General features: G+C 42.9%; 17 protein-coding genes and 1 riboswitch. Of the genes, 5 read left to right on the top strand and 12 right to left on the bottom strand.

The features are described 5' to 3' along the window. Positions 1-73: 73 nt before the first annotated feature. Both MHB50_RS21185 and potC read left to right on the top strand, forming a co-directional pair. Entirely contained in the window at positions 74-907 is an 834-nt protein-coding gene (locus tag MHB50_RS21185; RefSeq protein ID WP_339165541.1) for an ABC transporter permease, read from the top strand. Positions 908-928: 21 nt separating this feature from the next. After that, positions 929-1,681: a spermidine/putrescine ABC transporter permease PotC gene (gene potC / locus MHB50_RS21180; protein ID WP_339165539.1), complete on the top strand. Its 753-nt coding sequence runs from the start codon at positions 929-931 to the stop codon at positions 1,679-1,681. A 369-nt stretch (positions 1,682-2,050) separates the two neighbouring features. Here the strand turns inward: potC and MHB50_RS21175 are convergent, their stop codons facing one another. From MHB50_RS21175 to MHB50_RS21125, 11 genes are all read right to left on the bottom strand, one after another. Next, on the bottom strand, positions 2,051-3,214 hold the full coding sequence (locus MHB50_RS21175) for an MFS transporter (protein ID WP_339160873.1): 1,164 nt from the start codon (positions 3,212-3,214) through the stop codon (positions 2,051-2,053). A 106-nt stretch (positions 3,215-3,320) separates the two neighbouring features. Further along, positions 3,321-3,420: riboswitch (purine riboswitch) on the bottom strand. Between the two features lie 814 nt (positions 3,421-4,234). Further along, positions 4,235-5,806 (bottom strand): bifunctional GNAT family N-acetyltransferase/carbon-nitrogen hydrolase family protein, encoded by a 1,572-nt coding sequence (locus tag MHB50_RS21170; RefSeq protein ID WP_339160871.1) that lies wholly within the window; start codon positions 5,804-5,806, stop codon positions 4,235-4,237. A gap of 330 nt (positions 5,807-6,136) precedes the next feature. Next, on the bottom strand, positions 6,137-7,219 hold the full coding sequence (locus MHB50_RS21165) for a C45 family peptidase (RefSeq protein ID WP_205179512.1): 1,083 nt from the start codon (positions 7,217-7,219) through the stop codon (positions 6,137-6,139). A gap of 23 nt (positions 7,220-7,242) precedes the next feature. Next, positions 7,243-8,520 carry an FAD-binding oxidoreductase gene (locus MHB50_RS21160; protein ID WP_205179510.1) on the bottom strand — a complete coding sequence of 426 codons (1,278 nt, stop codon included), beginning with the start codon at positions 8,518-8,520 and terminating at the stop codon, positions 7,243-7,245. A gap of 39 nt (positions 8,521-8,559) precedes the next feature. Then, the gene (locus tag MHB50_RS21155) at positions 8,560-9,606 is read right to left on the bottom strand and encodes a spermidine/putrescine ABC transporter substrate-binding protein (protein WP_205179508.1); all 1,047 of its coding nucleotides are present in this window, start codon (positions 9,604-9,606) and stop codon (positions 8,560-8,562) included. A gap of 51 nt (positions 9,607-9,657) precedes the next feature. Beyond that, positions 9,658-10,005, bottom strand: a complete 348-nt coding sequence (locus MHB50_RS21150) for a hypothetical protein (RefSeq protein ID WP_205179506.1) — start codon at positions 10,003-10,005, stop codon at positions 9,658-9,660. An 8-nt stretch (positions 10,006-10,013) separates the two neighbouring features. Continuing rightward, positions 10,014-11,459 (bottom strand): Na+/H+ antiporter NhaC, encoded by a 1,446-nt coding sequence (nhaC, locus tag MHB50_RS21145; RefSeq protein ID WP_205179505.1) that lies wholly within the window; start codon positions 11,457-11,459, stop codon positions 10,014-10,016. A gap of 377 nt (positions 11,460-11,836) precedes the next feature. Further along, positions 11,837-13,174: an APC family permease gene (locus MHB50_RS21140; RefSeq protein ID WP_205179503.1), complete on the bottom strand. Its 1,338-nt coding sequence runs from the start codon at positions 13,172-13,174 to the stop codon at positions 11,837-11,839. 132 nt (positions 13,175-13,306) lie between these two features. Continuing rightward, positions 13,307-14,797, bottom strand: coding sequence for an aldehyde dehydrogenase family protein (locus MHB50_RS21135; protein WP_213089051.1), 1,491 nt, complete (start codon positions 14,795-14,797; stop codon positions 13,307-13,309). Positions 14,798-15,030: 233 nt separating this feature from the next. After that, positions 15,031-16,404 (bottom strand): aspartate aminotransferase family protein, encoded by a 1,374-nt coding sequence (locus tag MHB50_RS21130; protein WP_077109478.1) that lies wholly within the window; start codon positions 16,402-16,404, stop codon positions 15,031-15,033. A gap of 29 nt (positions 16,405-16,433) precedes the next feature. Further along, complete coding sequence (locus MHB50_RS21125; RefSeq protein ID WP_077109477.1) at positions 16,434-17,675, bottom strand: Zn-dependent hydrolase; 1,242 nt, start codon at positions 17,673-17,675, stop codon at positions 16,434-16,436. Positions 17,676-17,846: 171 nt separating this feature from the next. Between MHB50_RS21125 and MHB50_RS21120 the strand changes: the two genes are divergently transcribed. Continuing rightward, positions 17,847-19,232, top strand: a complete 1,386-nt coding sequence (locus MHB50_RS21120; RefSeq protein WP_205179502.1) for a sigma 54-interacting transcriptional regulator — start codon at positions 17,847-17,849, stop codon at positions 19,230-19,232. A 281-nt stretch (positions 19,233-19,513) separates the two neighbouring features. Next, a complete protein-coding gene (gene aguA, locus MHB50_RS21115; RefSeq protein ID WP_077109475.1) occupies positions 19,514-20,611 on the top strand; it encodes an agmatine deiminase in 1,098 nt (365 codons plus the stop codon). Between the two features lie 245 nt (positions 20,612-20,856). Here the strand turns inward: aguA and MHB50_RS21110 are convergent, their stop codons facing one another. After that, complete coding sequence (locus MHB50_RS21110; RefSeq protein WP_077109474.1) at positions 20,857-22,242, bottom strand: aspartate aminotransferase family protein; 1,386 nt, start codon at positions 22,240-22,242, stop codon at positions 20,857-20,859. A gap of 203 nt (positions 22,243-22,445) precedes the next feature. Here MHB50_RS21110 and MHB50_RS21105 point away from each other — a divergent pair, with 203 nt between their 5' ends. Further along, the gene (locus tag MHB50_RS21105; RefSeq protein WP_077109473.1) at positions 22,446-23,315 is read left to right on the top strand and encodes a MurR/RpiR family transcriptional regulator; all 870 of its coding nucleotides are present in this window, start codon (positions 22,446-22,448) and stop codon (positions 23,313-23,315) included. The last annotated feature ends 38 nt before the right edge of the window (positions 23,316-23,353 follow it).

The following is a 23,353-nucleotide window of genomic DNA, read 5'->3' as shown; positions in this document are numbered from 1 at the left end:
AAGCAATATTGCCCATGCAGAGAGTCCTCCCGTCCGGCAGAAGAAAAAACGGAGGCCCGGAACATTATTGGGGATGGCATGGACCCTCTCCCCAGTCACGTTTTGGCTCGTATTGTTTTTTATATTTCCGCTTCTATTTATTTTGTTCATCAGCTTTGCAACCAGAGGCCTATACGGCGGTATAGAATACACATTTACACTTGAAAATTACACGCGTTTTTTCGATCCGCTCTATTTGAAAATTTTGTGGGACTCTATCTTAATTGCCGGATTTACAACACTTATCTGTCTTGTTTTCGGGTATCCTTTTGCTTACATTATCGCAAGATCGCCCAAAAAATACCGGAATCTTCTGTTAATGCTTGTGATCGTGCCATTTTGGACGAATTCTCTAGTCAGAACGTACGCATGGATCGTCCTTTTGCGGACGGAAGGTGTCATCAATATGATATTGTTGAAAATCGGAATCATTTCCGAACCGCTTGCGATGCTCTATAACCATGGTGCGGTAATGGTTGGTTTAACCTACACATTGTTCCCATTTATGGTTTTGCCGCTATATGCTTCCATTGAACAGCTAGATAAATCGTACTTGGAAGCCGCGAGTGATTTAGGCGCCAAGCCTTGGCGGGCTTTTACAAAAATTACCTTGCAGCTGACAATGCCCGGGATCGTTGCCGGCTGCCTGCTTACATTCATCCCGACACTTGGTTTGTTCTTTATTCCTGACCTGATGGGCGGATCCAAATCGTTATTAATTGGAAATTTGATTAAAAACCAATTCCTGACAGCTAGAGATTGGCCGTTCGGATCGGCGGCTTCCATGATTTTGATGGTGCTGACATTAATCTTCATCCTGATCTACTTAAGAGTCGGCGGCAACAAAAAAGGGATTGAGGTGATATAGGTGGGTTTCCGATTTAAAAGCTTGCCATCTATTTTATATGCAACGTTCATTTATGGCTTTTTATATGTGCCAATCCTCGTCTTAATTATTTTTTCTTTTAACAAGTCCAGATTGAATGCGGTTTGGACAGGCTTTACTTTTGAGTGGTATGGCAAACTGATGCAAAATAGCGATGTGCTGGCGGCTGCCAAAAACAGCTTAACCGTAGCGGCCGTATCTACTATTGTTGCCACAATGGTAGGTACAGTGGCAGCGGTTGGAATGTATCGTTATCACTTCAAAGGCAAAACCGCCTTGGACGGAATGCTTTATTTGCCGATCGTTATTCCGGAAATCGTCATGGGTATTTCACTACTCGCGTTTTTCGCGCTTGCCAATATCCCCCTTGGGATCATGACGCTTGTGATTGCCCATATCACATTTTGCATTCCTTTTGTCGTCGTCATTGTACGGGCAAGATTGGAAGGGTTTGACCGCTCATTGGAGGAAGCGGCGAGAGACTTGGGAGCGAATGAATGGCAAACCTTCACGAAAGTGACACTGCCTATAATCGGTCCGGGCATTTTGGCCGGCGCCCTGCTTTCCTTTACACTATCGATCGATGATGTCATTATTAGCTTCTTCGTGGCAGGACCAAGCAGCACAACTTTGCCGCTGAAAATTTTCTCCATGGTTAAGTTTGGCGTCTCTCCGGAAATCAATGCACTCTCTACGCTTATGCTGCTCATTACCTTAACCATTGCAGTATTCGCCCAGCTTCGTTTAAATAAATAAGATGCCGGATCAGCGGGCAGACGCATGCTCGTTGACGGCATTCGTTTTTTCCTGTTGAAGATACAAATCACAACGAAGAGCATATTTTCCAGAGAAACAGTTCCGGTTCGTTATATCTGTTTGCCAGGTCAGCGTACATGCCCAATCGTATGGTTAAGCACCTGACAGATAACACCAGCGTCCATGTAAAGAAAGATACTCACCAACAATATGCTCGGGGACATGGCTACGATATATGATGACACATCCATGGTGAAGTATTTTCTATTACCAAACCATGGAAAACGGTGAATCTTTTACCTAACAGTACTTGTTTTTCGTTCAGAAAGACATTGTCGTTATGATAGCATCATTCATCAAGATGATATGTTACATTTCTGCATGATCGATACCGGAAGACCTAGCAAGAGAAAAAATGCCGCATATTAAAGCGATCACAACGACACCAGCCCCAACATGCGCTGTACTTATTAGCGAACTTGTACGCTCCAACACGACTCCGCCAATTGCCGACCCCAATGATATTCCAATTTGCAAAGCGGAGTTGTTAATGCTTTGATGAATATCGGAAGCATCAGGATCAATTTGAATGATGTAGTTCTGTTGTGGAGGAGCAAGACTCCAACTTAATGCGCCCCAAAGCATCATCGCCACCAAGAATAAAGGAAAAGAAAAAGTGGAGTATGGCAGTAAGAATAACACAATGGCAAAAGAACTAATGACTAGTAAAATACTTTTCTGAGATCCGATTCGATCAGCCAATGCTCCACCCAATGCGCCGCCGCATATGGCCGAAAGACCAAATAGCAAATAACAAATACTTATCCAATTTTGATTCAAATGGAATGCAGTTTCCAAAAATGGGGTGAAATAAGCATAAAGTGTATAATGCCCAGCCAGCATAAACATCGTTGCCAAGTGGGCGCTCGCAATTTTTATGTTTCCTAGCGACTTTATTTGTACGGATAGCGGCTGTACTCTTTCAGTAGGAATTCGCTCTAAAAATAAAGAGATGAAAACAATGGACATAAGGGAAAGAAAAGCGATGCCTAAAAATATAGTCCGCCATCCAAAGTGATCGGTAATGATAATACCTATAGGCACACCTAAAACAAGCGATGAGCTAATTCCCATATAAATAAAACCTAATGCTCTTGCTCTATGCGCCGGCTCGACAATCTTCGCCGTAATCGTTAACGAAAGGACAACAACTAAGGCGGTACTCATAGCTGTTATAACTCTCGCAACCATAACGAGCAAAAAATTAGGACTGAAATAAGTCATGACATTTCCGAGGAAAAATATAAACAATGCGATAAGGTACAATCGTTTCCGCTCAATTTTTGCCGTCAATGATAATAAAACAGGACCGGAAACGGCATAAATAAGCGCAAACACACTAATAAGCTGTCCCGCGGTACCAAGATTGACTTGCAGATCGTCTGCCATAACAGGTAAAATGCCGCCGACAATTAATTCGACCAGACCTACTCCAATCGTAGCCGCAGCAAGTATAAAAACTTTCAAATTCATTAAGGCCCCTCCCTACACTTTGCACACCACATTTATAAAACTCTTTTAAACGTTTGTTGAATCAATCTTAAGTGAACCCTTTTAAAACATAAAAAACCCCTGCCCACAAAATAAGATTGCTTTTTGTAGTCAGGAGGTTATGGTTCCTGGTAGAGACCCTCAAACCAGATTATTGAGGTTATACAAACTTGCGGTTATGAAAATTTCCATTTTAAACTCTACCACATCTATGGACTTTTTTTCAACCCTTCATTTTCTGTCTCTTCTCCCATTTCGTTCTCAACAGAATCATATCCGTTGGATGTGCAGGGGGAATGTACTGTATGGGTATGAGGCAGGACATCTGTTACATGTTTTCCTGTAAAAGCCGATCCCCGTGAATAATGGGACCCGCTTTATTCCTAAACAAACTCCTTTCGAGTACCCGACATTTCTATGAAAAAGTGAGCAGTACGATTCAGTTTCTTATTTCGCAAAAAAGCTTTTCAGAAGACAATGTTCTCAAAATACCGTCGTTATGCTATCCTTGAATCTGTTTCAGTGCACCTGAAATCTTTCAGTTATTCCAAAAAACGAAAATACTTTTATAAAATTGTATGTAAATATCATTTTACGCTATGTGAATTGATATATCCTTGAGATGTTACCTTTTGTAAACCGCTTATCCTTCCTGAGCGATGCCCTTATAACGGCATCCAGTTACCATTTAAAGAGAGGGGCTGTCCGAAAAGTAATATTGCCGCTTGAAAACAAAAAAACCAAAGCCAAGATTGCCGTAAAATCAACATTCTTGGGTTTTACATTTTAATGCATTTACTTTAAATTGGATTTTTTAGACAACCCCTCTCTAAAATAACTTTAATATCTACCATATTGCATCTTAAACTCTGGCTTATATTTCTTTCTTTATTGTTATAACCAAATAAGCTATTAAAACGATAAACAAAATCAAAATGATCGTTCCTATAAAAGTCAATAACGTCACCTACTTTCAGGTTTTATAGATGAAGCTGCGGCCAGTCACTCGCCTGGCCGTTCTGACTCATCATGAGGCGTGAGCGCATTCACTTTCGAGAACCCATATTGTCTCTTGTCTTTCAAAGGCGTTACTGAACCGGCTAGCCGAATTCTTCGCAGCGCTTCAAGGTCCACTTCACCGGTTACAAGTGCTTCCACATTCGAGCGGCCTTTTGCGATGACTCCATCCCCCGGAAAGGAAAAATCAATGGGAGAAAAGATTTCCGAATTTCCGTAACGGGAATCTGTCAGCGTGACATGGCTTAAATGTCCAACAGAACCTGATGTCACCACAAACACCTGATTTTCAACAGCTCTGGCACGGGCGCAATAGTGTATTCTTAAAAAGTCCTGCTCGTTTTCGGCAGTAAACGGGGTAAAAATAATCTGGGCACCTTTATCTACTGCCAGACGGGCTAACTCGGGAAACAGAATATCGTAACCGATCAAGATGGCTATTTTACCGCATTCGGTATCCAATACTTTCAATTCGGTCCCCGGCTGTATCCCAAACCACTTTTCTTCTTCTGAGGGAATATGCAGTTTATACTGCTTATCCATCGTTCCGTCTCTATTAAAAAGGAAAGCAACACTATACAGTTCGTTGTTTTCTTGGACATAGTGAGAGCCGGCAATAATGTTGATGCTATATGTTAAGGCTAAATCGGAAAATAGACTTATGAATTCATTTGTGTAAGAAGCCGCTTTTTGCGCTTGGCCGCTTGGAAATCTTTCCTCCAAAAAAGAGGCCAATTGCATGGTAACCGCTTCCGGAAATACAATAAAATCCGAGCGGAATTTAGAACTGTTGCGGACGTAATGTTCACATTGTGTGGCAAAATCAGAAAAAGAACTGATTTTCTTCATGTCGTGTTGAACGGTCGTGATGCGGACAGGTAAAGAATGTCGGTAGTCTTTGTCAGAGGATGGAACGTAGTCTTCATTGATCCATTCCATTAATGTGGCATTTTTAAGAGATGCTTCATCACCTGTTAAATAGTTGGGCAAGACTTTTTTAAACGTAAATCCATTCATTGTTTGGAATGTAATGACAGGATCGTAGATTTTTTTCTTAATGACTTCATGCACATATTGTTCCGGCGTCAATTCATGAGCATATTGATGATAATTGGGCATTCTGCCGCCAATTATGATGCCTTTCAAATTGAGACGGCGGCACAACTGACGACGCGCTTCATACAAGCGGCGTCCAATTTTCAGCTTCCGGTAATCGGGATGAACGACAACATCCAACCCGTATAAATGGCCGCCTTTCGGGTTGTGATTACGGATATATCCATCATCTGAAATATCATCAAAAGTATGTTCCTCGCCATACTCGGCAAAATTGACAATAACGCTTGAACACGCGCCCACAATCTTCCCACCATATTCGACACAAAACTGCCCTTCCGGGAATATTCGGATGTGACTTTCATAGTGTTCCGGTTCAAAAGCGACATCGGGAATGCCAAAGCTGAGGTTGGCTACTTTTACGACCTCCGGAATGTCTTTTTGACGAATATTTCTTATGACGATTTGTTTATGTTTTATAGAAGTGTCCGTCTCACTCATGGTGCTTCCCGCTTCCTTTCTTATTTTTCATGATTTTATTTACAAGATGGGGCTGGGACATAAGTTGAAAGCTGATTAAAATTCGTAAAAGTCGTGAGAATAAAACCCGTGAAATCAAGGTTTTTAAACTTGATTCCATGCGGTTTATTCATTTTTATAGGGTTCTGTCCCAGTCTCAGCAGTACCAAGTTCCAAATAGATTGGGTACCGGATTTTACTAATTGATATCTCTTTTCCCTTCTGATCAAATTTGGTGTTGATGGATTCAGGCCTGCAAAAATTGCATTCTAACGAATGGCACGTATCCACTATTGGATCATCAAGAGTCATTTATAGTTCCTCGTACTTTTCCGGTGTCGGATTGCCGATGCACAGCCATGTTCTCCGTTTCGATAAATTCATGATGATTGAAAATACGGTTTCGGTACGCCTATGCTCGGGCGCATTTTCGTTAGGAAAATGATTAATAGAATTCGGATAATTAAATTGATCGGAAAGCCATTCTTTAAAGCTCTCCTCATCAATTGCCCTTCCTTTCGCAAGGGCGGTGCGAATCAGTTGCTCAGCACGGTTTTTCCGGATAACAGAGTCGGTGTATTTAAATTCATTCAAATCCTTCAAGTTACGCAACAAGGAGGGCGAGCAAATATGGTTTGAATGAACAATGGCTCCGTCAGGGGCCCCCATCATGTCTATTCCAAACGTTGACACCTCGATATTGGCCGCCATCGAACCACGTCCGTTTTCTTGAATGGCAAGCAAAAAGTTGGCTGCAGAAGCCATTTGACCGTCCTTCACCTTGGCAATCGCTTCGTGATAAGAGAAAGAGTTGAGTACAGCTCGCAACCCAAGGTGAATCGGTACTTCATCCGATTTTTTATCAGTGATCAATGCATTGAGGCAAACAGCAAGCCCCGCTGAATTCCATCCTATTTTTCCAATGATGCCGCCTTCGGTTACCATTGTTATATCAGGTTTTCCTTTTTGTTTTATGCGAAGCAGCAACAGGCTCGCCTTTTGACTCCCTTTCCAATCCCAGTTTTGTCCAATAATCGTCTCATCTGAAGCGGGCGGAGTCACGGCAATGGACGTGCAGCCATCAGAAAAAATCTGATCCTTTCTGCCGGTAAGCGCGATTTCACTGCGAGCATTCAACGCCAGTATATCTTCAAAATCCACTCCGGCGCCCGCCGCCACCCCCTCCATTTCTTCGAGGAAGCCGGGATCGTAATCTTCAATCGCTTTTAGATGGACAAGCGCCCGCTCTCTCGCTTCTTTCCAACCGATACGATGGTATCCGTAAAACAATTTTTCATAAGTGCCCAAGCTGATTTGGATTTGTTCTTTCCCTTCACGCCCATGTTTTTCCCCTATTTCTCTTGGTGTTCCTTCTAAATCCAATTGTTTGATCATGACAGTCTTCCTTTCTCACACAATTATGAAATGTAATCCTTTATTTTAAAGTAATATTTCATAATGCCGAGACCTTTTGCATTATGGCTGTGAAAAGGAATCGGCTTTAAGTTTGAACGGTCCAAAGGGTTGTTTTTATCTCCTTCATTTACAATATTTGCAGCAACTATTTTCCCGAGTAAGGTGGACATGGCCGCTCCGTGTCCGGCATACCCGAAAGCAAAATGAGTACCGTCATCGAGTTGCCCGATGTAAGGTATTTTTTCAATCGTAAATCCTACTTTTCCGCTCCATGTATACTCCACTTTCGCGTCTTTTAATGCGGGAAATACCTCTGTCATTCCTTTTTGCAAATGAATAAACAGGCGTTTCGCATCACGTTTGCTCGTTGTGCGGCCGGAACCGCCAAAGACCATCCGGTGATCAGCCGATAAGCGATAATAATACAGCAAATTTTTCGTATCACAGGCCGCCCGATTATTGACAATCAGCCGCTTGCACAGCTCTTCCGGCAGCCTTTCTGTTGCCAGTACGATACTTTCTACGGGTACAATGGCCCTTTTGATCAGCTTATGCAGGTCTGTCGTATAGGCATTGACAAAAATACCAATGTGCTTCGCTTTGACAGAGCCATTGCGCGTTTTGACGACCACCTCGTCTTTTGACGGATGTTCTATTTTCATAGCCTCGGAGTTTTCATAAATGGTTCCGCCATATTTTTCCACAGCGTCCGCCAATCCAAGACAGTAATTTAACGGGTGGAAAATCGCGCTTTTATCGTCGATGTGTGCGCCATGGTAATAGGTTGACTCCATTTCCGTATGCATGTCTTCCTTTTCGATCACTTTTGTTTCAAAATGATATTCATCATACAAAAATTCCTGTTCTTTTTTTAGCGAATCCAAATGGGACGGCTTGTAAGCTGTCAACATATTGCCGTTTCTGAAAAAATCACATTGGATATTTTCTTTTTCTATAATATTTGCAATTACATCCACGCAATCCATCGACATTTGAAACATCTGTTTGGCAGTCTCTCTGCCATACTTTTTGGCAAGCGCGCTCATCGGCTCCACATAACCGATTAGTACTTCCCCGCCATTTCTTCCACTTGCGCCCCAGCCAACAGACTGAGCTTCCAATACGATCGTTTTTACATTTCTTTGCTGTAAATGATATGCGACGGAAAGCCCGGTAAAGCCGCCGCCGATAATGACAACATCACATGTTTTCTCTCCTTCCAGTGAAGGTCTTTTTGGATGTTTGTTTGCTGTCGCATGCCATAATGATAGATCACTCATGGTTCCACTCCTTCAACAGTATGAATCGATCATTTCATTTTATTGTTTTACTTCCGACCATGCCCTGTCATAGTATTGAATGGCTTGCCCCACATCTACTGCGTGGAGGCCCCTTTCATAGTCTTCATCGGATAACTCCAACTCTTTTCGGACATCTTCCGGCAATAATTCCAAGGCAGCTTTGTTCGGGTTATGGTACGGGTAGTCCATCGTGATTTCTTTGCTTATTTCCGGACGAAGTATGAAGTCAATGAATTTTTCCGCATTTTCTTTATTGGGGGCATCTTTGGGAATAACAAAGTTGTCTTGCCATAAGCTTAAGAAATCTTTGGGAATAACGGCTTTAATGCTCGGGTTTTCCCTCATGGCCAAAGCCGCTTCTGCTCCATACACGATACCCGCTTTTACTTCGCCACTGACGAGCAAGTTTTTCGGGCTGTCACTGTCAAATGCCTTTATATTTGGCATTAATTTTCTTAATTCCTCCCCGGCTTTCATGATTTCCTCTTCACTGGTGCTATTTGTGGAATATCCAAGCATTTCAAGCATGGCGCCAAGCATCGTACGCGGGTCATCCAATACGACAAGGCTGTCTTTTAACGACGGATCAAACAAGTCTTTATATTCATCAATCTCAATATCTACCAAATCTTCGTTATAGGCAATCACTTCCGTTCCCCACATATACGGAACCGAGTAATCGTCATTTGGGTCAAAATCCCACCCCAAAAACTTTTCATCAATGTTTTTTAAATTTGGAATATTTTCCTTATTTATCTTCTCCAGTTTTCCTTCATTGATTAATACTTCAATAAAATACGTGGATGGCACTGCCAAATCATAGGTGGCATTTCCGACATTTAATTTCGCTAACAGCTCTTCATTGGAAGAAATCGTGCTGTAGTTCACTTTAATCCCTGTTTCTTCTTCAAATTGCTGAATGAGGTTTTCAGGCAAATATTCGGACCAATTTAAAACATTGACGACATTCTCTTCTTTTCCCCCCGTACTTCCTCCCCCGCATCCAGTGGCAATAAACAACGCAAGTATAGCCACAATCATTAACATGCCAAGCTTTTTTCTCATCCAAAACCTGCCCCCTTTTAATGTTATTTGAAAATTTAACCAACGGGCCATTTACATATCAATGGCAAGCTCTTCCACATACGCGAGCACCATTCCTTTCAGGATTTCATCTCCTTCCTTCACCTCAACCGACAATAACTTTCCCCGATAGGACTTGATTAGTTCATATATACTGCCATCTGTTTTTTTGATTTGAAAAATGGTTGAACACCGCTGCAAGTCATCTTCTTGGTGAATCTGAATCTTTTTTAACATGCCTTCGCAGGGACTTACAATCATCTCTTCCATTTCCGTCTCTCCTATCGCTTTTTCTATTATACGTTTATCTAGCCGACTTTTCGTAATCGCTTTCATTTCTTCTTGTGCCAACATGCCGAAAAAGTCGCTTCTTTCCGGCATGATCGTTTTTAGCCTGCGGCATTTGCTTTACTTTTAAGAGCTTTCTTTGCTGCAACCTCATCTTTATATTCAATTTTGAATCCGATCATTCCATATAGGATGGCAATAAGCGGACTAAGCAAACATAAAAACGCAAATGGCAAATAACTCAATGTCGCGACTCCTAATGTCGTTGCCATAAAAGCGCCACACGTATTCCAAGGAACGAGCGGAGAAGTCATTGTTCCCGCATCTTCAAGTGTCCTCGATAAATTTTTGGATTTCAATCCCCTTTTCTCATATTCTGCTGCATACATGCGCCCCGGCACGATGATTGACAAGTATTGATCACATCCGACAATATTGGCGGAAATACATGTTGCGACAGTTGTCGCAATTAAACTTCCCGTTTTCTTCGCCAATTTTAGTAAACTATGAACAATTGTTTCGAATATCTTTGTTTTTTCAAGGACACCTCCGAAACACATCGCAATAATGATAAGTGAAACCGTATACAAAACAGATTCAATACCGCCGTTATTGAGAAGAGTGTCTACTACTTTGATATTCGTTTCAATAGAATAGCCGTAATACAAAATGCCGATGGCATCGCCTACAGGCACCTTTTGGACAACTATGGCACAAAATGTTCCGATCAGCGCGCCTATCGTCAATCCAGGCAAAGCAGGGATTTTCATGATCATCATAAAAATAATGAATACCGGTCCGAGCAATAACCACGGGGAAATCGTGAATATGTCCGCGAGTTGGGATTGAAGAAGACCAACCTCGGAAATCTTGGAACCCTTTCCGGCAAATTTCAAGCCCATAACCGCATAAATAATGAGTGAAATGACAAGAGCCGGTACAGTCGTATAAAGCATATGCCTAATATGTTCAAATAGCTCCGCTCCGACAATCCCCGGAGCCAAATTCGTTGTTTCGGATAACGGGGAAATTTTATCGCCAAAATATACACCTGAGATGACTGCTCCCGCGACCATTGCCGGATTCATTCCGAGACCGTGGCCGATTCCCATAATGGCGATTCCAATCGTCCCGGCGGCAGTCCAAGCATTGCCTGATGCAATGGATACAATACAGGAAATGGCGCAAGCGGCAACAAGAAAATAACCCGGAGCCAAAATATCAAGACCGTAATAAATCATCGTGGGAACAATACCGCCAGCAATCCATGACCCGATAATGGCTCCGATAACCATTAAGATCACAATAGCTTGAAGAGCCATTCTGACAGCATCAAGCATGCCATTTTCAATATCCTTCCACTTATAACCGAGCCCCAAAGCGACGATGGAAGCGACACCCGCACTAAGCAAAAGGGGAATATGCGGATCGGCCTCGTAAATAAATATCCCGACAAACAGGGCTATTATCATGAATGCAATGGGAATAAGCGCAACAAATAAAGTGGGTGTTTTTACTGTTGATTTTTCTTCATTATATGTCTTCATTTAGTAACCTCCTGATGGATAAAGCGCTATCATATTTGATTGCAATTTTTATGCCAAGCTTGTGAACGCTAATTAGCAACGTTTACATCAGCAAAATGAAGCTGTTGTATTCACCATTGCATAACCTTTTCTTTTTTGCATGATTTTTGGCAGACGCAACCGAAAATAAGCCTGAACCCCTATTTTGGACTCAGGCTTGATTTATAAAAAGCGCCACATTCAAAAAACCGTTTTATGCATCGGGCCGTTCATATACAACTTTACTCTACCTTTATATTGAAAGTTCCTTCACGAATACCTGTTCATTTTTTGCTTCCCGCTACTGTTCAGCTTTCCCCATTATCACCCAGCTATCATAGACAAGTCATGAGAGAGAACTAGGCTTCCAATTCATCAAAAGCAATCTGAGGAGGCTCCTTTTTAAAGAAATTCGTCGTAAACGCTAAGTAAATGGTTCCCAACAGCGCCCATATAAGGCCTGCTATAATGGAAAAGATATCAAGACTGATCCATAGGTAAACAACAAATGCCAAGCCGATGAGTGGAAAAAGAAGACTACTTACAGTAAAACCAAATGAACGAGGACCTTTGTGTTTGAAAAAAGAAATGATCACACAAAGGTTCACGAATGAAAACGCCGTAAACGCCCCGACATTGATCAGAGAAGTAGCCGCTTCTAAGCTAAGGAAAATGGCCGAAGTAGACAAAACTCCGATAAGCAGAATGTTAGCCACAGGAGAATTAAATTTCGGATGCAAGTATCCAAAAAAGCGCTTCGGAAGCACCCCGTCCCTTCCCATCGCATAAAGAAGTCTTGATGCACTAAGCTGTGCGGCTAAACCCGAAGCAAAGACAGAGAACAATGCTCCCGACAAGAAAAAGGACAAAAATAAATTTCCACCAATGATCACGGCAATTTCTGGGGAAGCTCCTTCAATATCCTTAAAAATGGAAACGTCAGGAAACAGAGACTGCATAAAATAAGTGACAGTGAAAAAGAAAACGCCGCCAATTCCAGCTACGAGAAGAATCGCTTTCGGAATGGTCTTTTTCGGATTTATTGTATCTTCCGACAAGGTTGTGATTGCATCAAACCCGATAAACGAGAGAGCCAATAATGCTGCCGCCCCAAATAATTCTGGCACCTCACCCCCGGAAGGGAAAATGTCACCGATCGGGATAAAACTCTCCGGCCCTTTCACGATTGAACGAATCGTAAGGTACGCAAAGATCACCCCAACCAACGCCTGGAAAATAACAAGAAGCATATTGACCGAAGCAGCAATTTTTACACCGAAAATATTTAAGAAGGTGATGATAGCGATCAGGCCAACAACCCAAAGCCAACCTGGAACTTCCGGAAATCCGGCTGATAAATAAATATCAGCAAGCAAAGCATTAATCATCGGAAGCGCTATATAGGCAATAAATGTGACCCAACCAACAATAACACCCAAATAAGGATTGATCACATTTCTCGTATACGTATAGACAGAGCCCGCGCTGGGAAATTGCCTGACAAGCTTTCCATAACTGAGCGCCGTGAACAAAATGGCAACAAATACAACGATATAGGCGGCTGGCACATGGCCGGAGGATATATCGGAAGCGATGCCGAATGTATCAAACACCGCCATTGGTGACATGTACGCAAGTCCTATGGCAACAACATGCATTAACTTTAGTTTTCTTTCAATTTGATTGGTTTGTTCCATACAAGTTTCATACCTCGCAAGTTTTATGTCTAGAGAAGGGCGACACGACGCGAATGCGTTTTCACGATGTGGGCAATTCCCCGCTTTTGGCACGGGAGTCTTGCCTGGCGAAAGTTGCCAGGCCAAATCCCGTTATTCTAAGTTAATCCACACACTTTTCACTTCTGTATAATTTTCTAGCGCATAAGAGCCCATTTCACGTCCAATACCAGACTGCTTATAACCTCCAAACGGAACGGCCGCGTTTGTAAGATTGTAGCAGTTGACCCAAACCGACCCTGCCTTTAATTTATCGGCTACAACGTGGGCATTTTTCAGGTTTTCCGTCCACAATCCCGCTCCAAGTCCGTAAGGGCTGTTATTCGCCCGTTCAATCACTTCATCAATTGTTTTATATGGCATACAAGCGACGACAGGCCCAAAAATTTCTTCCTGCGCAATTGTCATATGCTCTTCAACTTGAGAAAAAACAGTCGGGGCAACGAAATAGCCTTTATCGAATGTTTCTCCGCCGGCCAAAAGATTGGCCCCTTCTTCAATGCCTTTTTGAATATAAGAAGTGACGATGTCTTGCTGCCTTTTAGAAACAAGCGGACCCATTTCTGTATCTTCTGACAAACCATTTCCCAACTTTACATTTTTAGCATAATCGGCAAGCCTTGCCATGACCTCATCGTACATATGCTCAGGAATGTATGCTCTTGAACCGGCACAGCATACCTCCCCCTGATTGGCCATAATTCCGCTGAATACCCCAGGGATCGCTTTATCCAAATCGGCATCAGGCAAGATGATGTTCGGCGATTTGCCGCCAAGCTCAAGTGTTACACGCTTCATTGTGTTCGCGGCCTCTTTCATAATCGCCTTGCCAACACCGGTAGAGCCAGTGAAAGCAATCTTGTTCACCTTTGGATGCTTAACCAGCGCATCGCCTGCTGACTTTCCAAATCCAGGAACGATATTGATAACGCCCTTTGGAAATTCCGCTTCCTCAATAAGTTTGCCCAAATAAAGCGCCGATAGCGGCGTCTGTTCCGCCGGTTTCAAGATGATCGTACAACCCGTCGCAAGCGCCGGAGCAATTTTCCACAATGCCATCATAATCGGAAAATTCCACGGAATAATCTGGCCGACCACACCCACTGGCTCATGGCGGGTATAATTAAAAAATGATTTGGAAACCGGAATCGTTTGACCGGTCATTTTCGTCGCCCAGCCCGCAAAATACCTGAGCTGATCAATCGCTCCAGGCAAATCGGCGTTTCTCATCTCCTGAATCGGTTTACCATTATCCAATGTGTCCAACTGGGCGAGGATTTCAAAATCCCTTTCCATTAAATCAGCCAATTTATGCATCAATTTAGAACGATCCGATGCGCTGATTTTCGACCAGCTTCCTTCTTCGAATGCTTTTACAGCAGCCTCAACCGCTCTATCAATATCTTTTTCACGGGCTTCATGGACGTGAGCCAACACTTCCCCTGTTGCAGGGTTAATTGTTTCAAACGTTTGGCCATCCGCCGATTCATGCCAGCCGCCATCGATAAATAGTTTCTTCTTTTCTTCCTTTAAAAAATCTCTAACTTTTGGATGAAGTTTCAAAGTTTCACCAGTTTTCATCATTTTCATCCCCTCACTTGGAAAAAGTGGCTGGTTGGTCCAGCAATGATTCTAGTACATCGCTAGTCGAGCGCTTACGCTTTTCTTTTTGTCCAGCTTCAGCGCTCAGCGACTAGCTGACTTCGAGCCTCCTCCTACGATAAGTCAACATCGGCTCCTTCGTCGCCGTGTTTCCTTTATCTCGTCTGAGGCTCTCCAGTCCGTACGTCGCTGGTCGAGCGCTTACGCTTTTCTTCTTAAATCGTTTTTGCGAAGGCGCCGATTGCATCATCGACAATGGCAATGATCTTTTCCACTTCGTCTTTTTGTACGATGAGCGGCGGTGCAATCGCCACGATGTTCATGCCAGGCGTGAAATCAAATGGTCTGATTAACAGTTCACGTTTATAGGACTCTTCCACAACAGTCGCGGCAGCTTTGATCGATCCGGCAAACGGTTTTCCCGCTTCTGGATCTTCCATCAAATCGAATCCGGCAAGAAGACCTCTAGATCTCGTGTTTCCGACAAATGCATATTTGTCTTCCAAATAGTCGAGCCCTTTTTTCAACTCATCTCCCATGACTCTTGCGTTTTCAATCAGGCCGTCCCGTTCGAGAATTTCGATGTTTTTCAACCCGACAGCACATGCTGTAGGATGTCCGCTGTACGTAAATCCATGCGCGAGCATTCCGTCGAATGTGTTGAATGCGTCTCTGATTTCTTCTGTCATGAGCACTCCACCAAGTTGCGCATATCCGCTTGTCATCCCTTTTGCGATCGACATGAAGTCAGGAACGACGTCCCAATGGTCCACACCGAACATTTTTCCTGTTCTTCCGAATCCGCAGATGACTTCGTCAGCAATCATATGAATATTGAATTCGTCACAAAGCTTGCGAACAGCTTGTAAATAACCTTCAGGCGGCACGTGGACTCCTCCGGCACCTTGAATCGGCTCTACGATGACAGCCGCAATTTTATCAGCGCCCTCTTTTTCAATGATGCTTCTGATGGAACCTTCATATTCAGGATGACTCTTATCTCCGAGCTCACATTCAGTCAAATGCGGCTTCGCGTTTACAATATTAGGGTCCTTTGATCCGGAAAATTCACGGTAAGCCTCGATGCCAGTCGCTCTTTGCGTCGCAACCGTAACACCGTGATAGCCTCTTTTCAAAGAAATAATGATTTTCTTGTCTTTTTTGCCTTTTAAATCCCAGTAAAATCGTGACAATTTAAATGCAGTATCATTGGACTCAGAGCCGCCGGAAGTATAGAAAATCGTATTTAAGTCGCCGGGCGAAACTTCGGCAATCTTTTCGGCCAAGCGCACGGACGCTTCATTCGAATAACCGTAGAAAGTGGTAGTGTAGGCGGCTTTTATCATTTGTTCATATGATGCTTCGGCCAATTCCTTCACACCATGGCCCAGGTTCACGTTCCACAGCATGGAAACCCCGTCAATGTATGTTTTGCCTCGCATGTCTTTTAAGTAGATGCCCTCGCCACTTGTAAAAATCAATTTCGGACCGGTTTCTGACTGCAACTTTGGATTGGTGGACGGATGAAGAATGTGCTTTTTGTCAAGTGATGACAACTCATTAAATAATGTTTCAGTTTGTTGGCTCATGTAAAATCTCTCCTTATTTTAAATTTTCTTTATTTCTTAGTGCCTGCCAGCTTCTGAACAACATATAAAAGGACATTTGCCCCTTTTTCAATATCATCATCCAATGTCAGCTCCTGCTCATTATGGCTGATTCCGTCAACACTGGGGACAAAAATCATGCCTGTATCCGCCACTTCTGCCATATATTTCGCATCGTGGCCCGGGCCGCTGAACAGTTCCATGGATGAATAACCTAATTCAGTTACCGCCTCTTTGACGGCATCTTTGACAACCGGCGCAAATAAGGTCGTCTCTGAATTCCAATCGGTTGTAATCGTTAACTCCACTTTACTTATTAACGCAATGGCACTGAGTTGCTCTTTTAATCTTTCGAAAGCATGGGACCTCAATTCGTTGTCCTCATGGCGAATATCAATCGTAAAAACTACCTCGCCGGGAATAACATTCGTGACGTTAGGGGTCACATCCATTTTTCCGACGGTTGTTTTTAAGCCTTTGATGTCATTTGCAATCTCGTTCACCTTTACAATCATTTTCGAAGCAGCCACAAGTGCGTCCTGCCTGTTTTCCATCGGAGTCGGACCCGCATGGTTCGTCTTTCCCGCTACCTTCACCGTGTACCAGTCATTGCCCTGTATTCCCTGCACAACACCAATTGTTTTTTCTTGTTCATGTAAAATTGGGCCCTGTTCAATATGCAGTTCAATAAAATTTTTGATGTTTTTTAACCGATTCTCGGAATCTCCCATATAACCAATATCTTTTAAAGCCTGTTCAAACGAAATTCCTTCATCGTCTTTAATGTGGTAAATAAAGTCTTTTGTAAAATTCCCGGTAATTCCGCCGGAACCAAGCATCGGAGGCGCAAAACGCGCTCCTTCTTCATTCGTAAAATTAATAATTTCAACAGGATATTCCGTTTCGATATCGTTTTCATTTAGAACACGAATCACTTCCAAGGCGGTTAAAACACCTAAGATGCCATCATATTTTCCGCCGCAAGGCTGTGTGTCCAAGTGGGATCCGATGGCAACGGATGGACCGTTATCCTTTTTTCCTTTTCTTCTTCCATATATGTTTCCAAAATCGTCTATTCTTACTGCAAGACCTTCCGCTTTTAACCAGTCAACAAAAATGTCGCGCATGTTCTTATCAGCTTCCGACAGTGCCAAACGGTGCAAACCGCCATGTGCGGATGAGCCGATGGAAGAGCTTATTTTTATTGTTTCAAGCAAACGCTCTCTGTTCACTTTCAATAATGTCTTTTCCATACGCATCCTCCTCACTTACATTTATCAATGCAAAAAGCGTGCCAAAAGGAATCCCTTTAAAAATAAATCCTTTTTTTAAGAAAGCCAGTCATATATAATAGATTTGCACCGATAGTGAATAAAAACGATGCGTAAGCGAATCAATTTTCGATGAATTCAGGAGGCGCTTTTATGAAAAAGTACTTTTTTAATGATCGACATTTTCATCGCGTATTCAATCACTTAAAAGATGGTATATTTATAGCTGACAAAAATGGCGTGGCACTATGGTGCAATGATACAAGTACAAGACAAATGGGCGCGCCCCGTTCAAAAATCATAGGCAGACATGTCAATGACTTGGAAAACAACGGTTTTTTCACTCCCTCCGTAACGAAAATCGTATTGGAACAAAAAGAAGCTGTGACAAAAGTCCAAACTTCCAAAGACCGGCAGTTTTTGGCGACTGGTTATCTTGTAAAAATTACAGAAGACGATGCCGAGTACATTCTCGTTCAAGTAAAAGATATTACCGAAACGGTGAAGAACTCGTTAAAGCTGGAAAAAGCGGAAGCCCTAATGCGAAAGTATTGGGAAGAGCTTCAGGAGATGAAGAAAAATCAGCATCGGGACAAAACGAGCCAACTCATCATCGGAAACAGCAAGAGCAACGAGGAATTGCTGGATTTGGTGCATAGGGTGGCCACTGTGGACGCAACCATTTTATTAACGGGTGAATCCGGTGTGGGCAAAAGCTTGATTGCCGGTGAAATCCATAAACATAGCACGCGAAAAGATAAAAATTTTGTCCAAATCAACTGTGGAGCCATTCCGGAAAACCTTTTGGAATCAGAACTTTTCGGCTATAAAAAAGGGGCTTTTACCGGAGCAAGCCATAGCGGAAAAAAAGGGCTTGTTGAAAAAGCGGATGGCGGGACATTGTTTTTGGATGAAATTGCAGAACTCCCCTTGTCCCTGCAGCCGAAGTTACTTCAATTGGTTCAAGATAAATCGTTTATCCCCGTCGGCGGCACGGAGCTAAAAAAAGTCGATATCCGGATCATCGCAGCCACCAACCAGGACCTGCCAAAAATGGTTAAGGAAAAGCGATTCCGTGAAGATTTGTATTACCGGTTGAATGTCATTTCCATCCAAATACCGGCGCTTCGGGAACGAAAAGAGGACATCCCGCCATTGGTTTATCATTACTTAAAACGATTTAATGATACATATATGAAAACATCATCCTTGGACAAAGGGGTGCTTGAATACCTTCAAAATTATAGCTGGCCCGGAAATATCCGCGAGCTGGAAAATATGATTGAGCGTTTAATTGTAACGGCAAAAGGTGACACGATCACGGTATCCGACCTGCCGGATAAAATTTTATATGAAGAGTTCATGGACCATTCGATCCGAAAATTAAATAATCAAAGCCTTCCAGATTATTTGGAAAAAATCGAGAAAAGACTAATTGAAGAAGCGAAAATGAAATATCCTTCCACGAGAAAGGCGGCTCAGTCTTTGGGATTGACGCAATCCTCCTACTTAAGACGGTTAAAAAAATATGGATTGTAACTGTCCGGATAACGTAGAGCAGACGGCGCCATTGGGAAGGTACGTTGCGGTAAGATGTTTCAAGAACATGGCTCCCCAGGCGGCCTTGCACGCTGCTCCTCAAAAGCAACCTTTTTCCTCATGACATAAAACTCCATGAAGCAAGAGGTTATTCAAAAAGCTGAGAAGCGACCTTGCCGGAACCGCATAGGCAAGATCGCGCTTAGCAAAACAGTGATAATTTCCCGAGTGGCATAAAAGTTGCATGATAATATCAGTGAACATAAATGGAGGGGATAGTAATGGCACGTACGATAAACAGTACACCCAGAACAGATGGATTTAGAATGCCTGGCGAGTTTGAGGAACATGAAAGAACATGGATGCTTTGGCCAGTCAGAACAGATACTTGGAGAGCTGGAGCCAAGCCAGCACAACGAGCTTTTGCAGAGGTGGCGAAAGCGATTTCACAATTCGAACCGGTTACGGTGTGTGTTAGAGCGGAACAGTTCGAAAATGCCCGCGCTCTTTTGGACGAGCAAATACGGGTCGTCGAAATATCATCTAATGATGCTTGGATGCGTGATATAGGACCCACTTTTGTCAAAAATGACAAAGGTGAAGTGCGAGGCGTGGATTGGGGATTCAATGCCTGGGGAGGTTTGGAAGAAGGACTGTACTTCCCCTGGGATCAAGATCAACTTGTAAAAAGGAAAGTATTAGAAATTGAACAAATTGATCGCTATGACGCAAAAGACTTCATACTAGAAGGCGGCGCCATCCATGTAGACGGGGAAGGTACGCTCATTACAACAGAGCAATGCGTTTTAAACCCGAACCGGAATCCACGTATGTCAAAAGAAGAAGTCGAGGAAAAACTCAAAGAGTATTTAAATATTGAAAAAATCATTTGGATCAAAGAAGGTCTTGTTGGTGACGAAACCGACGGACACGTAGATGAAGTACTATTTTATGTGCGGCCCGGAGAAGTTGCCATCAGTTGGACCGATGATCCTGCACACCCGCAATATGAAGTACTTCAAAAAACCTATAAACAACTTGAGGAGGAAGTGGACGCCAAAGGGCGAAAACTGAAAATCTATAAAATTCCGCTGCCGCGGCAAATTACCATTACAAAAGCAGAAAGCAATGAAATTGATTTCGCCGCCGATGCTTATGACCGCTCAGCCGATACAACATTTATTGCAACTTACATTAATTGCTATTTATGCAATGGCGGGGTGGTATTGCCGGCGTTTGATGATCCGAAAGATGAAGAGGCGGTAAATATTTTTAAACAGATGTACCCGGATCGAAAGGTCGTTACAGTGAATACACGTGAAGTCTCTCTTGGCGGAGGCAATATTCACTGCATTACCCAGCAGCAACCCAAAGCGTAAAGCTGAGCGAAACACATAAGACACGATACGATAGCCCTCAAGCAACAGGGGCAAGTAAGTGGCGGGGAGGCTGCTTATTCATTTGCGACCTTAGCCGATGGCTCCCTGAGCTGGGACTTTAAAAAGAGAGAACGGGAAAACACATTGATATGCTCCCCTGTAAGTAGACAGGTAAAAAAATAAAACCTGAATACTTAAAGGGGGCAGTTCACATCCCTTCTCTCTTTTCGTTTTCTCGGCCCTGGCTAGCAAAGCTTCCCTAACGCCCCTTCAAAAGCCTCCAATGTCCTACTGATTTCTTTTTCTCCATGTGCGGCCGATATGCTATAGCGATTCAAAGGCTTTGTATAAATCCCTTCGGCTAAAAGCAAGAAATCAAGCTCTCTTCTCAAGGCAAAGTCCGCTTTTTGAAGGTCGCGATAGTTGGATATGCTCTCTTGTTCCGTAATAATAATATTAAAGATGGAACCCAGCCCCAATACCTGCATCCCAACGCCTCGTTCAGAAAACAATTTTGCAATACCCGCTTTCAATTTGGCCGCCATATCTTGAATATGCCAGATTTCCCTTTCCAACACTTGGATCGTGGCTAATCCCGCGGCCAATATGGCCGGATGCCCGTTATAAGTGCCGCTGTGAAATAATACATCTTTGGCGCTGGAATGCCGGCTTTTGCTAACGTCAAACACATCTGCGGACGCCGTTGGTGCGCTTAATTCCATAATATCTCTTCTTCCTCCGGTTATCCCGATCGGATATCCACCGCCAACCGCTTTTCCGAGCGTTGTTAAGTCAGGGGTAATTTGGTAGTAGGCTTGCGCTCCCCCGAGCCCCATTCTGAAGCAGGTTTTCACTTCATCAAATATAAGAAGTATGCCCATCTCTTCTGTCATTTTTTTCAATCCGTCCATGAAGCTTTGGGTAGCTGGGATAAACCCTCCTTGAACAGGTTCAATGATCACTGCCGCGAGATCGTGTTGATTTTTTTTCAAAATGTCATAAGTCGCATCCAAATCATTAAATGGCAATATGATCGTATGCTTTTCATGGTACGGGTCGACTCCTTTTGATTCGGCTACCGGATGTGGGTGCCTTTCCGACCCGGCCTCATGTACAGGAGGATTGACACTAACGAGTACTTGGTCATAACCGCCATGGTAATGTCCTTCAAATTTGGCGATTTTATTTTTTCCGGTATAAGCATATGCTAAACGGATTGCGAGCAAAGTAGCTTCTGTCCCCGAATTCGTATATCTTAGCCGTTCCATGCTCGGATAAAGCTGTTTTACTTTTTCTCCCATTTCCATTTCAAGCCGGTGGGGTGCTCCAAACAGATAAGTACCCGATTCTTCCAATTGTACATGCACAGCTTCGATAATGTCCGGATGGCCATGCCCTAAAATCAACGCCCCGTAAGACAACAAATAGTCAATATATTCGTTCCCATCAATATCATACAAGTAACTGCCCCGGCCTTTTTCCATTGCGATCGGATACGGTGAAAAGAATTTAATATTAGCCGTCGCCCCGCCTGGCATCACATCCAGCGTCTTTTTGTAAAGCTCCAAGGACCGGGGGGTTTTTTCCATGAACCGCCTTAACCCTATACTTTTTCTTTCACTGATTGCCATTCATAGCACCTCATCAAAGAAATTATTTTTTCACTTTTTATATGTTATGAAATATATATTTCATTATACACTTAAAAAGCCTATTTGGAATCATTTATTTCAAAATGTAAACAAAATAAAATATTTATTGCAAAAATGCCCGTATTCCATTAATGTATACTGTAAGCCACACTGCCCTTTCACTTTAGAAGGGAACGATACAAATGAAAACACAAAACATTTACCGTCATATGGCAAACAAGCTGCCGGAAATGAGCAAAGCGTTTAAAAAAATTGCCCATTATATTTTGGAGAACACGACAGTAGTTCCATTTTTGAATGTCGCGGCACTTGCCAAAAAAGCAGATGTCAGCGAAGCAACGGTTGTTCGATTCGCCTCATTCTTGGGTTATTCCGGTTATTCGGAGATGCAAACTCATATGCAAAATTCCATTCAAAAGCAGCTTACGACAACTGAAAGACTGAAAATGACAGCAGATGTTTACAATGATCAAGAGCAATGGTTTTATAATATTTTTCGCGACGATATCGAAAATATTAAATCAACCATTGAACAAGTAGATATTGGAAAATTTCATCAGGCGGTTCATATACTTGAAGAAGCGCAAAACATTTATATTGCCGCCAATCGAAGTGCTGCGGCCCTGGGGATATTTCTTCAATATTATTTGCATATTATTTTGGGTAAGTCCGAAATCGTTAGGTCTGTAGAAAACCTTTCGGAACAATTGTACAACTTGGGGGAAAAAGACGTCGTTATCGGGATCAGCTTTCCGCGCTATACGAACAGCACCATCCAAACACTCGCTTTTGCCAGGGAAAAAGGATCAAAAACGATTTGTATTACGGACAGCCTGCTCTCCCCGCTCATCCAACACGCGGACATCCCCTTAACTGCGTCAAGTCAAATGCCGTCCTTCATCGACTCCTTTACGGCGCCGCTTAGCTTGATAAACGCCCTCATTATTAGCGTTGGAAAAGAACGAATGGATGAAGCCAGATCCCGTCTTGATCAAATGGAGGCTACATGGGATCGCTTTAATGTCTTTTACCTAAGAGGAGATCAATCGTAAAATGAACTGCCCCCATTGACAGTGGAGGCAGTTCATTT

The organism is Siminovitchia sp. FSL H7-0308, assembly GCF_037980985.1.
Lineage (GTDB): Bacteria > Bacillota > Bacilli > Bacillales > Bacillaceae_C > Siminovitchia > Siminovitchia thermophila.
Note: the sequence above shows the minus strand (reverse complement) of the source record. Positions and strands in the feature narration are given on the sequence as shown.

Excerpts from the sequence above, each read along its gene's own strand:
- MHB50_RS21160 (WP_205179510.1), bottom strand. The coding sequence starts at position 8,520 with ATGAGTGATCTATCATTATGGCATGCGACAGCAAACAAACATCCAAAA.
- MHB50_RS21120 (WP_205179502.1), top strand. The coding sequence starts at position 17,847 with ATGAAAAAGTACTTTTTTAATGATCGACATTTTCATCGCGTATTCAAT.
- MHB50_RS21185 (WP_339165541.1), top strand. The coding sequence starts at position 74 with ATGGCATGGACCCTCTCCCCAGTCACGTTTTGGCTCGTATTGTTTTTT.
- MHB50_RS21165 (WP_205179512.1), bottom strand. The coding sequence starts at position 7,219 with ATGATCAAACAATTGGATTTAGAAGGAACACCAAGAGAAATAGGGGAA.
- MHB50_RS21110 (WP_077109474.1), bottom strand. The coding sequence starts at position 22,242 with ATGGCAATCAGTGAAAGAAAAAGTATAGGGTTAAGGCGGTTCATGGAA.
- MHB50_RS21170 (WP_339160871.1), bottom strand. The coding sequence starts at position 5,806 with ATGAGTGAGACGGACACTTCTATAAAACATAAACAAATCGTCATAAGA.
- MHB50_RS21130 (WP_077109478.1), bottom strand. The coding sequence starts at position 16,404 with ATGAGCCAACAAACTGAAACATTATTTAATGAGTTGTCATCACTTGAC.
- MHB50_RS21125 (WP_077109477.1), bottom strand. The coding sequence starts at position 17,675 with ATGGAAAAGACATTATTGAAAGTGAACAGAGAGCGTTTGCTTGAAACA.
- MHB50_RS21135 (WP_213089051.1), bottom strand. The coding sequence starts at position 14,797 with ATGATGAAAACTGGTGAAACTTTGAAACTTCATCCAAAAGTTAGAGAT.
- aguA (WP_077109475.1), top strand. The coding sequence starts at position 19,514 with ATGGCACGTACGATAAACAGTACACCCAGAACAGATGGATTTAGAATG.
- MHB50_RS21175 (WP_339160873.1), bottom strand. The coding sequence starts at position 3,214 with ATGAATTTGAAAGTTTTTATACTTGCTGCGGCTACGATTGGAGTAGGT.
- MHB50_RS21105 (WP_077109473.1), top strand. The coding sequence starts at position 22,446 with ATGAAAACACAAAACATTTACCGTCATATGGCAAACAAGCTGCCGGAA.
- MHB50_RS21140 (WP_205179503.1), bottom strand. The coding sequence starts at position 13,174 with ATGGAACAAACCAATCAAATTGAAAGAAAACTAAAGTTAATGCATGTT.
- MHB50_RS21150 (WP_205179506.1), bottom strand. The coding sequence starts at position 10,005 with ATGCCGGAAAGAAGCGACTTTTTCGGCATGTTGGCACAAGAAGAAATG.
- MHB50_RS21155 (WP_205179508.1), bottom strand. The coding sequence starts at position 9,606 with ATGAGAAAAAAGCTTGGCATGTTAATGATTGTGGCTATACTTGCGTTG.
- nhaC (WP_205179505.1), bottom strand. The coding sequence starts at position 11,459 with ATGAAGACATATAATGAAGAAAAATCAACAGTAAAAACACCCACTTTA.